This is a genomic window from Lysinibacillus sp. NPDC056959 (assembly GCF_042674095.1).
GTDB classification, from domain to species: Bacteria; Bacillota; Bacilli; order Bacillales_A; family Planococcaceae; genus Lysinibacillus; species Lysinibacillus zambalensis.
In genome coordinates this window covers 227,665-239,637 of record NZ_JBHURE010000005.1, presented here as the reverse complement: position 1 = coordinate 239,637, position 11,973 = coordinate 227,665, and the positions used below count along the sequence as shown (strand labels likewise).

Annotated in this window: 13 protein-coding genes; 7 read left to right on the top strand and 6 right to left on the bottom strand. The window is 33.9% G+C overall.

Annotated elements, in window-relative coordinates:
- Nucleotides 1-209: 209 nt before the first annotated feature.
- Together ACFTQ7_RS09015 and ACFTQ7_RS09010 are read left to right on the top strand one after the other, a co-directional pair.
- On the top strand, nucleotides 210-1,253 hold the full coding sequence (locus ACFTQ7_RS09015) for a phosphotransferase family protein (protein ID WP_386828216.1): 1,044 nt from the start codon (nucleotides 210-212) through the stop codon (nucleotides 1,251-1,253).
- A 706-nt stretch (nucleotides 1,254-1,959) separates the two neighbouring features.
- Nucleotides 1,960-2,178 (top strand): DUF3955 domain-containing protein, encoded by a 219-nt coding sequence (locus ACFTQ7_RS09010; RefSeq protein WP_386828215.1) that lies wholly within the window; start codon nucleotides 1,960-1,962, stop codon nucleotides 2,176-2,178.
- A gap of 53 nt (nucleotides 2,179-2,231) precedes the next feature.
- On the opposite strand, the gene ACFTQ7_RS09005 is transcribed toward ACFTQ7_RS09010, so the two are convergent.
- Complete coding sequence (locus ACFTQ7_RS09005) at nucleotides 2,232-2,717, bottom strand: tetratricopeptide repeat protein (RefSeq protein WP_386828214.1); 486 nt, start codon at nucleotides 2,715-2,717, stop codon at nucleotides 2,232-2,234.
- Nucleotides 2,718-3,033: 316 nt separating this feature from the next.
- Between ACFTQ7_RS09005 and ACFTQ7_RS09000 the strand changes: the two genes are divergently transcribed.
- The gene (locus tag ACFTQ7_RS09000) at nucleotides 3,034-3,879 is read left to right on the top strand and encodes an alpha/beta hydrolase (RefSeq protein WP_386828213.1); all 846 of its coding nucleotides are present in this window, start codon (nucleotides 3,034-3,036) and stop codon (nucleotides 3,877-3,879) included.
- Nucleotides 3,880-3,985: 106 nt separating this feature from the next.
- Here ACFTQ7_RS09000 and ACFTQ7_RS08995 read toward each other — a convergent pair whose 3' ends face one another.
- The 3 genes from ACFTQ7_RS08995 to ACFTQ7_RS08985 form a co-directional block, all read right to left on the bottom strand.
- Complete coding sequence (locus ACFTQ7_RS08995; protein WP_386828212.1) at nucleotides 3,986-4,435, bottom strand: ribosomal maturation YjgA family protein; 450 nt, start codon at nucleotides 4,433-4,435, stop codon at nucleotides 3,986-3,988.
- A gap of 922 nt (nucleotides 4,436-5,357) precedes the next feature.
- Nucleotides 5,358-5,774 carry a YjdF family protein gene (locus tag ACFTQ7_RS08990; RefSeq protein ID WP_386828211.1) on the bottom strand — a complete coding sequence of 139 codons (417 nt, stop codon included), beginning with the start codon at nucleotides 5,772-5,774 and terminating at the stop codon, nucleotides 5,358-5,360.
- 452 nt (nucleotides 5,775-6,226) lie between these two features.
- A complete protein-coding gene (locus ACFTQ7_RS08985; RefSeq protein ID WP_386828210.1) occupies nucleotides 6,227-6,802 on the bottom strand; it encodes a GNAT family N-acetyltransferase in 576 nt (191 codons plus the stop codon).
- Between the two features lie 248 nt (nucleotides 6,803-7,050).
- On the opposite strand from ACFTQ7_RS08985, the gene ACFTQ7_RS08980 reads away from it, so the two are divergent.
- Nucleotides 7,051-7,809, top strand: coding sequence for a class I SAM-dependent methyltransferase (locus ACFTQ7_RS08980; RefSeq protein WP_386828209.1), 759 nt, complete (start codon nucleotides 7,051-7,053; stop codon nucleotides 7,807-7,809).
- A gap of 123 nt (nucleotides 7,810-7,932) precedes the next feature.
- Here the strand turns inward: ACFTQ7_RS08980 and ACFTQ7_RS08975 are convergent, their stop codons facing one another.
- Complete coding sequence (locus ACFTQ7_RS08975; protein WP_386828208.1) at nucleotides 7,933-8,688, bottom strand: DUF1266 domain-containing protein; 756 nt, start codon at nucleotides 8,686-8,688, stop codon at nucleotides 7,933-7,935.
- Between the two features lie 409 nt (nucleotides 8,689-9,097).
- Between ACFTQ7_RS08975 and ACFTQ7_RS08970 the strand changes: the two genes are divergently transcribed.
- Entirely contained in the window at nucleotides 9,098-9,943 is an 846-nt protein-coding gene (locus ACFTQ7_RS08970; RefSeq protein WP_386828207.1) for an MBL fold metallo-hydrolase, read from the top strand.
- Nucleotides 9,944-10,131: 188 nt separating this feature from the next.
- Here ACFTQ7_RS08970 and ACFTQ7_RS08965 read toward each other — a convergent pair whose 3' ends face one another.
- Complete coding sequence (locus ACFTQ7_RS08965) at nucleotides 10,132-10,674, bottom strand: sodium:solute symporter family transporter (RefSeq protein WP_386828206.1); 543 nt, start codon at nucleotides 10,672-10,674, stop codon at nucleotides 10,132-10,134.
- Between ACFTQ7_RS08965 and ACFTQ7_RS08960 the strand changes: the two genes are divergently transcribed.
- Both ACFTQ7_RS08960 and ACFTQ7_RS08955 read left to right on the top strand, forming a co-directional pair.
- Nucleotides 10,565-11,143, top strand: a complete 579-nt coding sequence (locus ACFTQ7_RS08960; RefSeq protein WP_386828250.1) for a substrate-binding domain-containing protein — start codon at nucleotides 10,565-10,567, stop codon at nucleotides 11,141-11,143. The genes ACFTQ7_RS08965 and ACFTQ7_RS08960 overlap by 110 nt on opposite strands.
- A 253-nt stretch (nucleotides 11,144-11,396) precedes the next feature.
- Nucleotides 11,397-11,945 (top strand): PadR family transcriptional regulator, encoded by a 549-nt coding sequence (locus ACFTQ7_RS08955; protein WP_386828205.1) that lies wholly within the window; start codon nucleotides 11,397-11,399, stop codon nucleotides 11,943-11,945.
- The last annotated feature ends 28 nt before the right edge of the window (nucleotides 11,946-11,973 follow it).

Here is an 11,973-nt window from a genome sequence, read left to right as displayed (position 1 = left end):
AAAGTGAAGCGACAGGTACAGAAGTCTCCCACCTCAATAGTGGTGAGATGAATGCAAATTTAAGTTGCTTTTCATCGGGTGTCCAAACACCGCTGAAATAAGTTAAAGCCTCCGGCGGATGTCACAGAATCGGTAAGGAGTTCTTTGTGCAAGCACAAAGCCAATTCTGGACGCAATTATGCCGAGGCATAATTGATAGGAGGGGTACAATGGATACGATACAAGTTAGGGCAAGTGAACGTATAGATGAAGTGAAATTATACTCATTTTTAAAGAGTCAATTTCCGGAATTACCAGAGGGGAAACTAGAAATTTCACAGTTTAGTGCTGGACATTCAAATTTGACTTATTGCCTAAAAGTAGGCGAATTTGAAGTGGTTCTTCGACGGCCTCCACATGGTCCAGTTGCCAAAAAAGCGCATGATATGAAACGTGAGTTTACGATTATATCGGCATTACATCCATTTTTATCTGCAGTACCTAAACCGTATGTGTACGTTGACGATCGAGATATAATCGGCAGTGATTTCTTTCTAATGGAACGCAAAAAGGGTATCGTACTAGATACTCATTTCCCATCTGGCACTGATAATACGGAGGAATTAGGACGTCTCGTTTCGGAAAAGATGGTTGATTCACTTGTAGCTCTTCATGCAATACCATATAAGGAAACGCAATTAAAAGATATGGTGAAGCCAGAAGGATTTATGGAACGGCAAGTACATGGGTGGATTGAGCGCTATGAAAAAGCGAAAACGGCAGAACATGCTGAAGTAGCAGCGTTGACTAATTGGTTAGAAGACCATGTACCTTCTAATGGTGAAGCTACTATTATTCATTATGATTACAAGCTTAATAACGCTATGTTTTCCGGCGATTACTCTGAAATGATTGGTCTTTTTGATTTGGAGATGACAACTGTAGGGGACCCATTAGCAGATTTAGGGGTAGCTATGAGCTATTGGATGCATGCCGATGATCCAAAAATGTTGCTATACGCATTTGGAGAACCACCAATAACGACTTTACCAGGGTTTTACACACGTCAGGAATTCATAAACCGCTATGCTGAGAAAAGCGGACGTGATGTTTCGACCATCGATTATTATATTACATTTGCCTACTTTAAATTAGCTGTAATTTGTCAGCAAATCTATTATCGATACGTCAACGGTCAAACAAAAGACGATCGTTTTGCACAAATGGATAAAATGGTAGCTGCTCTAATTCATCAGGCTTCCAAAGCACTATAAATATAAAGAATAACGGTTGCTTGTCCGAGCAGCCGTTTTATTTTTGTTAAAACAACAGATTATCCGACATTAGTTTTTATATTATTAAGATATATCCTCGCACCCAATTTATTATTATAACAAAATATTCCCGTGAAGAAAACCAAGGGAGTGGGAATATATGTTCTTATTTTATCATATTTCACTAATTTAACAAGCATTTTGGCTAAAAAGGGGAAGGATATGTAGTTACAATAATTATTTATTGTTTAACGATAAATAATTATTGACTTAGAATGAATGACAAGATAATATGTCATTAGCAAGTTATGAATCAAAGAAAAGTATCAAGATGGGTAAAATTGATAATTGTATTTTGTGCTTTAGTTGTATTATTGTTCTTTAATTATGTAGGGCCACAAACATGCAAGGATGTTTTACTAGACTTAGTAAGAAAAGCAAGATAATGATCTAACATTTGGGGTGTGTAAACGATGGTTATCATAGAAAATCTCGATGCCATGCTGGCCCAAAGAAAAATGGTGTGTTACAGAATTATTAGAAAAACTAGGCAATACAATAGCGAATGTTTCTATCTTGAAAAATGAAAGGCAAAAGCCGCTAAATTTTCTACATTAGAAAAAATTATGCGAAGTTTTAGACTGTTAACAAGGTGACATTTTGGAATATAGAAAAAATGAGGATAATGAATAATAGGAGAAGAACGATGAAAAAATATATACTTGCAACTTTACCGATTTTAATAGGAGTTTTATGTTTATTTACGAAGGGATTTATCGGGGATGAAATACTGCCAGATGGAACCCTCATAGAAAGAAACTTCTTTTTAATTCCTTTAAGTTATTTATTTTTCTTTAGCGGTATAATTTCAATATTATTTGTTGCAATTATTTCTACCGATAAAAAAACAAATATTGTGAAGTAATATGAAAAGATCAGGTTATCAAATAGGAGCCTGATCTTTTCTGCGTTTATTTGTTATTCCCACGTTTGATCAAGTTTATCACTGTAAAACTTTATAGCTTTACGATAGTCTTTTATACCTTCATTATTAGTAGTGTCGGCTACAGTATTTAATAAAATTTCCATTGCCTTTGAATGTTCGTTGAGATTATAGAGAGTCATAGCATAGAATACCTTTACATGTTCGGCTTCTGGAAACTCACTTAAAGCTTGTTCAAAAATACGTTTTGCCTGTTCATATTGCCCTAACGTACGATAAGTGCTTCCTAACCCTACATAAGCATCTAGTAAGATTTCTGGTTTGAGCCCTAGTTTTATCGCTTTTTCATAGTGGGGGATAGCATCATTTTCTTTTCCTAATGAATCATATGTCCATGCACATTGGAATTGGTAATATCCATTTTCAGGCTGTTCTTTAACTAGTGCTACCATTAATTGATTTGCTTCTTCCAATCGACCATTCTCCCGCAAGGTTATGATGTGTTGTAATTGTTTATCCATTTTCTTGTACCCTCTAACTTTCTATATTTTTCTAATATTTAATAATTTTAAACTGTTAAATTCATATTGTATACTTGGTTCATGTTTTAAAAATTTTACTTTTCTATATTATCAGGCATTTTGATAGGGGAAATATAATATATTATTGTTCAATAAAAGGCTTTTTAAATAACATACAAAATAATAATGAGAGGTGAGGTAGGATGCTGAAGCGTTCTATGGAGAAAACACGGGAACGTAAAATAGAAAGGGAGTGATAAAAAGAAGAGCATTAAATGATAGCTCTTCGATATAAAAAGAAAAGAGGACGATTATAATGAATAGTTATCAAAGCATTTTAAATGAAGGATTTGAATTAAAATATTATGTGAAGGGACAAGGTAAGCCGATATTGGTAGTGGGTAGCAGTGTATATTATCCACGCTTGTTCTCGGAAAATTTATATAAACAATTTCGATTTATCTTTTTGGATCATAGAGGGTTTGTGAAGCCACCACGTGCTTTAAAGAAAGAAGATTATACTTTGGATAAAATTATCGAGGATATCGAAGCAGCAAGACAATTATTAAAGCTTGAGGATTTTATCATTTTAGGACATTCTGGACATGCATTTATGGCCTTGGCGTATGCCGAAAAATATCCTCAATATGTTCAGAAGGTCATTTTATTAAATTCAGCACCAACAAACAGTCAGGAGAGACAGCAACAAAGTTTTTCATTTTTTAACGAGACGGCTAGTGTTGAAAGAACAAAACAATTTGAGCTAGATATTGCTTTGTTAGAGAATGATATTCACAATGATCCAGAGAGAAGATTTGTGCATATGTGTATTCGTATGGGAGCGCATAGTTTTTATGATTATACGTTCGATGCTGCTTATATGTGGGATGGCGTCTATACAAATATGGATGTTATTGATTATCTTTGGGGTGTAGCTTTTGCTGAACGAAATCTAATTCAATCTATGGCTCACTTAGATAAACCTATTTTTGTAGGGTTAGGAAGGTATGATTATTTAGTCGCTCCTGTTTCACTGTGGGATGTAATTGATGACACATTTGAACATGTGAAGAAGGTTATTTTTGAAAAAAGCGGTCATAACCCCATGTTTGAAGAACCGGATATTTTTGATAAAGAATTCATCAAATGGATTAATGAATAGATGATGACCATTCTTCATATTGGTTTGTAATAAAGATTGCTCATTTAAAATATGGTTCATTAATATAACCCTAAATATAAAATCGCTAGAGACTTAATATAATTCTCTAGCGATTTTCCATGTAACTTCGAAGCGTGAACTTAATTGCCGTCGTATCCAATACAATAGCAATTATGATTCCTGCTGTATATCGAACCAAATCCTCTACAAGAAAACCTTTGCCAAGTATCAAAGCCCCGAGCGTAGTCCCACGAATCTGATTAATCCAATCTTCCTGATATAACTGGCTGAATTCAATGCCGAAGCTAAACAAAAAACTAAGCAAGATAGCTGTGAGGGCGCTTTTTCGCACTAGCAACAATCGAAATCCGAAATAGACCATCATAGCCCATAGTATGTCCCCTGCGTTCTGCGCTACAAATGATGGGAGTAGGGTACTCCAATTTCTTGAAGCTAAGCCGAGTGAAATGGTGATAGCAATAGCTATCAAATAAATTATTCGCATTTTACCGTATTGCAAGTTGATAGGTTTATGCCCATTAGTCAATAGAATCACTCTTTTTCGCGGATTGATTTAGTATTCATCAATTTTCATTATATCTCATAAATGGTGTCAGCAAGAATTATATGTTTATAAGCCTTTGAGGAAATGATCGATTTGTACTATAAGGTGAAACTAGGGAAAGGCTTTAATGCAATGAGAAGGGAGAATAAGTCAAAAAGGCATCTTTAAAGATCAATTTGATATTACAGATAAATATATGAATTATACAGAAGTCGAGCTTCATGAGAAAATTACTTCTTATTGGGGTGTAACATACTCACGATATGAATGGTTATTAGAGATCCTAGCTCATGTTTATCATCACAGAGGGCAATTAAACTCTATGCTTGTTCATTGTTATGGGATAGAACCAAACGTTCCATTGTTTGAATAGAAATTAACTACTTAACAAACAGGGGGCTTTTAGCCAAAATTACTATCACAATAACCAGAAATATCTCTAAAGATCATTTCAAAAAATCCATCACCTGAAAAACTAAAGTTTTAAACCGTAGTAGAAAATATATCATCTTGTTCTCTCAAAGCATACATATATGGACCAAATAATAAACAGTCGATAAGTGCAAATGTAGCGGATTCCTCTTGTAGCTACAACTTTAGATTATATACTTATATGCCAAAGCTCCAAATTACAAGTAATACTTATGATAAATAAGGATAATTTAAGTAAATTGGAAAAATGTTGTTTCTGTCTTGTTTATTAACGTGGTGCGATTGTTCAATTAGTGCGATCGCTTCTTGTGCTAACGAAGCAGTTGAGTTGATCTAGAAGGAGTAGAAAGTTACTTTAAACAGAAATATCAAAATGAAACTGTAAATTTCATAACTATATTGAATGAATATCTGAAAGAAAATATGCAGTAATCAACGAATAAAAAAACTGACAACTAATGTTGTCAGTAAAAAGAATGAATTACCTACCTTTATGTTTATTTTTAGACTTTTGAACTTTGATATTCCTAATATATTCTTTATGTTCTTCTTTTAGTCGTTTGCAGGTAACAGATTTTTCTTTTTTTCTAAGTTCCAATTCTGCTTTAAGCGCTTCTTCAACCTTAGTAGAAATACAAGGATTTTTTAGTTCTTTCGCTACTTTCCTTTGAAGTCTTTTAGGATTGATTTTTTTTACTTTCTTCTGCTGGATAGGTATTCCGCTATGTTTATCATTATGTTTGATAAAATCCAACAAATTCGTATTTACAAAATCATAGACTTCTTGATCTTTAGGTTCTTTTCCAAAAATATACCGGTATGCTTTGTATTTGTTTTCGGAAATGTTTTCTATTAGCCCTATATAAAATTGTCCATCATAACAAATGGTTAGTTTCATAGTAGGTCCCTCCTTAAAATTAAACTCGAATGATGGACATCCCAAGGAGGGGAAGGTTATTGACATCAAAATTATGATGCATCCGGACTACCAACCGAATCGTAGTTTTTCATTCAAGTATGTATTATAAACGATATAGTGATTTTTGTAATAAAAAATTTGGATATTAATTATTAGTTAACTAGAAATTGATACAAAATAGAAAATCTCATAAAGTAGAAATTTAATTACTGAACAATATGAGTAAGTTAATAAATATGATGCAATCTGCTTTTTTGTAAATATGCAAAAAACAGTTAAACAAACGGAGGCTGTAGTAATAGTTCAATTCTCGAAATAACAAAACAAAAAATCATATTGATTAAATATATCTTTTAGTTTTAATAGTAACAATCTTTGGGTATCTAGCCGAAATTTAAGACTTAAACACAAGCTTTATGAACCTCACCCAATTATTTATCTATGATGTATTCTTCTTTAAGCAAACCGTATATTTCTAAATCTACAACACCTTTACCAGACCACACTTTGGCTTGTCTCAAAAGTCCTTCTTTTAGAAAACCATTTTTCTGGAGAACCTTTTTAGATGCTTCATTTAACGGCATTACTTCGGCCTGTATTCGATTTATATTAACTTCCTCAAATAAAAATTTGACAAGTATGTTAACCGCATCAGATGCAAGACCTTTACCCCAATAGTCCTCTGCTAAATAGTAACCAATCGTCACCATATTCACTTTTTGATTAAATTCCATTGCTTCTATAATACCTACTAATTGATCGCTATGAGATTTTTGAAAAATGCCCCATTTAACTATGGTTTCCTTCTTGTAATCTCTATCAAAATGACCAATCATTTTACTCACTGTTTGGATATTATGTTTAGGGATTATCCCGCAGTATTCAAATACTTTTTCATTATCATAAATCGCAAATAGTTCCTGTAAATGTGCATCTTCAATTTTTTTTAGTACTAGCTTTTCGGAGTTTAATAATGGGAACTCTGCAAACACTTTTTCTTTATTCATAGCATTCTCTCCTTATTTTTTAATGAGAACAAGAGCAGCAGTAAGGTTCTTCTGACCATTCTTCAGCTTATTTAGGAATTTAAAAACTATTTGTAAAATTTAGATTAATTATGTATAATTTTACTATATTCTTTACGAAAGTGAGTGATTAATTATGAAAGTCAGCTCTATTTTTTCATCAAACATAAATAAGGTGTGGAAGAACTAAGTATAATAGATTCTTCTGCAAAAAAATCGGAGGAATTACTTTGTATAGTTATTACGGTCCATTATGTACAGAACTTTATGATTTGACAAAACCAGTAGGATATTCTATTGGTGGGGATATTGAATATTATCTAGAACGACTAAAGGGAACAAAGGGGAAAGTGCTTGAAGCAGGGGTTGGTTCGGGACGCTTCTTAATTCCTTTACTTGAAAAGGGATATAATGTTGAGGGAATTGACTACTCACCTGACATGTTAGATTTATGCAGAAAACGTTGTGAAGAAAGAGGATTCATGCCAAATCTATATGAAGGTAACTTGAGCAATTTTTCAATAGACTCAAAATATGAAGCGATTGTTATGCCTACAGGTTCTTTATGCTTAATAGAGAATTCAAAAGATGCAATGGATGCATTAAAATGTATGTATAATCATTTGATCCCTGGAGGACGCTTAATTGTAGACTTGCTTTTACCTACAGACTGGCGAACAGGGGAAACTTCTTCATCTTACTATGAAATTTCGAAAGAGGAAGGAATTGCATTAGAAAGAAAAGCCGTTGAAATGAACTGGATCGATCAATATACTTTAACCGTTTTGAAATATGAAAAATGGAGAAATGGTAAATTAATAGATTCAGAATTGCAAAGATTTTCGTTGCGATGGTACGGAATAGAAGAATTCCAGCACATATTAACAAGCTTAGGTTTTTCTGATATTACTTGTTCAGCTGAATATATTTATGACAAAAAGCCTTCAAAAGAGCATTCATTAATTACATTTGAAGCTGTTCGTAAATAAGTAAACCTGCTAGATTTTAGCTAAGAAAGTAGCTAAATATCTAGCAGGTTTTTGTTTTAATTATCATTCATTTCTTTGTACTCTAAATAGAATACTCTCTTAGACCTTGTCCAATGTTAAGTTTTAGACTTTTTGTACCGCTGATCGATTAATACTAAATTCATTCCAAATCGAACCATCTACTTTTAGCAATTCTTTTCCACTCCAAATGATGTCGTAAATGTCACCCTCGTAAGCAATGGCACGACCAAATGCAAATGAAATAAAGTAGTCATTCCATGATTGGAAGAAATGGCTGCCGGCATCAGCTGCTCTTGCAATATAGCCCCATGCCTGTTCTTCGGATAAATAACCAACTATGTAGCTCCATCTTGCAATATTTACAGCTCGGTCAAAATCCCATGCGGCAATAGTGTCCACACGGTCATAGTCTGATTTTGCAAAGGAAAGCTGCTTCATCATTACTTCTTGCGCAGATTCATAGCATTTCTGCGATTTGCCCACTTCTTCCTCTGTAAAAGTCTGGCCAGCTTTCAACGCCATAAATAATTCGTCATATCTTGCACGATGTCCTTCCATAAGAAGCCATTCTAGGGTTGCTACAGCTTCTTCTGGATTACTAACGTCCCAGAATGAAGAAAGACCTTCTTTCAAAGTCTCGTGATCTACCTTCACCGGCAGTATCCGAGGCGACTCAGACCGGTAAAGAGCTATATTTGCACCGTAGGCAAGCAAATGCTGTTTCTCCTTCGGTAATGGGTTAGCCGCTTCCATTTCTAACTGTGATTTTTTTGCGTTTTTCACAATTCGTTTGCTCGCAATAATTAAACCAACAATAAGTAAAACCACAACAGCTATAATAATTCCTACAATCTTCAAACTACTACATTCCTTTCCGTGTTTTTATTTGGCGAAGTTTAAACAAGAATCATTTACTTCGATCAAAATACAGTAAAATTATACATTTATAGGTAGTAATATACAATGAAACTATTTTATTACTTATCGATGAAAGTGAGGATGATATTTGTAGGTGTAAGGACTATGGTACGAGTGATTGAAAGGCACTAAAGAAAGGGACATGAAGCGGAAGTTAGCTCTTGACGTTTTTTTAACAGGTGATATGGATGCAGATTCAAGCTACTTTTCAGCGATCAAGTACTCAAACACATGCTGAAAGAAATTAATGCTTTAGGAAAATATAAAACCCATTTTTTTCTTGCTATATCTTTACAGTATAAAGGAAAAATATGATTGTCTACAATTCAATGAGGAAGAAGGGATTTTCATGCATGAAAAAATGAACTATGGTAGCGACTTTAAATATATTCCCGCGACATCAATTTGGAGTGGTGATGGTGTAGAAGTTTTGCCTGATTTATACCAACATACGATTCAAATTGTTAATATTGTACTCTACGGTGAACCTCATAAGAGAGAGTTCGTATTAATTGATGCAGGCATGCCAAAAAGTGCAAAGGAAATTATTTCGATAGCCGAGGAGAGATTTGGATCAAATAGTCGACCTAAAGCGCTAATTTTGACGCACGGTCACTTTGATCATGTTGGGGCGATAATTGATTTAATTGAACACTGGGGTATGCCGGTTTATGCACATTCTTTAGAATTACCTTATTTAACGAATATAAAAAATTACCCAAAACCTGATCCTAGTGTAAATGGTGGCTTACTAGCAAAAGTTTCATCCATTTATCCGAATGAAGCGATTAACTTAGGAAACAGCATTGAGGCACTTCCTTCCGATGGTAGTATTCCATTTATGGATGGTTTTCGTTGGATTCATACACCGGGTCATACGCCAGGGCATATATCTTTATTTCGCGAAGAGGATCGAGCATTAATTGTTGGTGATGCATTTGTTACGGTTAAACAAGAATCACTCTACAAAGTATTGCTACAAAAAAAGGAAATTAGCGGGCCACCGCGATATTTCACGACGGATTGGCAGGCAGCTTGGGATTCTGTAAAAAAATTAGAGGTGCTAAAACCTTCAGTTGCTATTACAGGACATGGATTACCAATGAAGGGAGAAGAGCTTACTAGAAATTTGCATAAGCTAGCTACTGAATTCGAGCAGATTGCTTTACCTAATCACAGCAAATTTCTGAATTAACATAGTAAAAGGGTCACTTTTAATGATAGAAGAAAACATAAGGATTTCATGATGATGAAGAAATTTTCCATGAAAATGCTTTTCCTCTTTTCCTCATAAAAAAACTGCATCTCCAATAGTTAGATGTGTTTAACTTTGGAATGCAGCTTACATTAAGTTTGTGTGAAATTGAAACTTTCTATAAATGTTTACTTGTAAATTGTCGTATCTTTTTTGCTCACCTCAATGTTATTTTCGGGAATAATAAGCGTGAAAGCTATAATAACGACGAGTCCAGTAATTAAACCATAAATAATCGGAAGTGTAGAAGTAATGCCAAAAATAATAAATGAAATAAAGATAACTAGTGAACTAGCAATAATAGAATAGAAAGCAGCTTTACTTGTTACACGCTTCCAATAAAGACCGATGATGAGAGGTACAAAGATAGCACCTGATAAAATTGCATAGGCCATGTCCAATGCTACCAGTATATTTTGGATCCATACTGAAAAAATGATGGCTAATCCACCTAAGCCGAGTATGACGATTCGCGATGTATTGATGATGTCTCTATCAGTCATTTCTTTTTTTACGTATACTTTAATAATATCATTCGTAATTAGGGTTGCAGAGGCAAAAATAGCTCCTGAAGCATTTGACATAAGTGCAGAACAAACACTAGCAAGAACAAGTCCCAATAGTGTACACGCTATCAAAAGTGTGCGAGACCATATGGCAGATATCGCCATTATAGCGAATGAGTGTAATGATATCGATATTAGTAAAACTTTTTTAGAAGAGGAAAAGGCTTTTTTAGTTGCTTCTTCTGAAATTTGCAAAGAAAGAAGTTTTCATGAAATTTTAAGAGAAGCTACCTTTATCTCCTATGACTATCATTGTAGTTTCAGCAATATCATAGAACAATACTTCAAAAAAGCCGATTATCAACCTCAGTCCACTATTATGGTTGGTGGAAGTGATGAGATGATAAAGCGTGCCGTGCTGAACGGAACTGGCTATGCGATTTTAGGTCAAAATGCTATTGAGAATGAAATAAATGACGGTTCGATCACGATTCTCCAACATATTTCAGCATCAATAATAACATCAGCCATTAATTTAAAAGTACGTTCAGATGAACCGAATATACTAACGTTTCATGAATTTTTACAAAACGCCTGGCCAGCAAGCAATAATCTTAGTGAATCATTAGGTTAAATTGCAAAATGGGAATTAGATAATAGGTATAAAATATTGAAAAAAAAGAGCTGTAGCAAATAAATTTGCAACAGCTTGAATTGGTACATGCCCCTTTGATGGCGCAATATAAAGTATTTTATCATAAAATACTTTATTATAGAGAATTTAGATTTTTACAACATTTCAAAAATAATTATAAAGACAATTGACAAAAAAATCGAAAAACGGTATATTCAACTTATTCAACGTTGAATATAAAAAGGTGATTATTATGACAAGGCTATTAGTTCTTGCTATGTTGGGGCTAAAACCAATGACTGGCTATGATATTAAAGTAATGCTTGAATTAAATGACGCAGAACGATGGGGTGGTGTGCTAATCGGCTCGATCTATAATGCTTTAAAAAAGCTTGAAAAAGATGGCTATATAGAGGTAGCTAGTATAGAATCCACAGGTCATAGACAAAAAGCAATTTACCAAATTACTGAAAAGGGCAGGGAGCATGAGCAAGAATTAATTATTGAGGCGCTTGAAAAATCCTCGGTAGTTTATCCTACAACTTTGTATTCTGGTGTCTCCTTTGCATTCAAACTGCCAAAAGCTAAAGCTGTGGAAGCATTAGAAAAGCAGAAAAAAATTTTAGAGCAAGAAGAGCAGGCTATCAATGCTGGTTATGAGGCGAAATTGATTGCCATGCAAGGAGAACTACCGGAATTAACACAACTAGCATTTGATAATATGCTAGAAATTGTGAAAGTGCAGTCAAAATTTGTACATCAAGCTATTGATATTATGAAAAAAAATAACTCCCTGGAATGAGGGAGTTAAAAAATAGCCATATGTTCAA

Bases quoted from the DNA above. Each gene is read 5' to 3' on its own strand.
- ACFTQ7_RS09015 (WP_386828216.1), top strand. From the start codon at position 210: ATGGATACGATACAAGTTAGGGCAAGTGAACGTATAGATGAAGTGAAA.
- ACFTQ7_RS09010 (WP_386828215.1), top strand. From the start codon at position 1,960: ATGAAAAAATATATACTTGCAACTTTACCGATTTTAATAGGAGTTTTA.
- ACFTQ7_RS09005 (WP_386828214.1), bottom strand. From the start codon at position 2,717: ATGGATAAACAATTACAACACATCATAACCTTGCGGGAGAATGGTCGA.
- ACFTQ7_RS09000 (WP_386828213.1), top strand. From the start codon at position 3,034: ATGAATAGTTATCAAAGCATTTTAAATGAAGGATTTGAATTAAAATAT.
- ACFTQ7_RS08990 (WP_386828211.1), bottom strand. From the start codon at position 5,774: ATGAAACTAACCATTTGTTATGATGGACAATTTTATATAGGGCTAATA.
- ACFTQ7_RS08985 (WP_386828210.1), bottom strand. From the start codon at position 6,802: ATGAATAAAGAAAAAGTGTTTGCAGAGTTCCCATTATTAAACTCCGAA.
- ACFTQ7_RS08970 (WP_386828207.1), top strand. From the start codon at position 9,098: ATGCATGAAAAAATGAACTATGGTAGCGACTTTAAATATATTCCCGCG.
- ACFTQ7_RS08965 (WP_386828206.1), bottom strand. From the start codon at position 10,674: ATGGCGATATCTGCCATATGGTCTCGCACACTTTTGATAGCGTGTACA.
- ACFTQ7_RS08955 (WP_386828205.1), top strand. From the start codon at position 11,397: ATGACAAGGCTATTAGTTCTTGCTATGTTGGGGCTAAAACCAATGACT.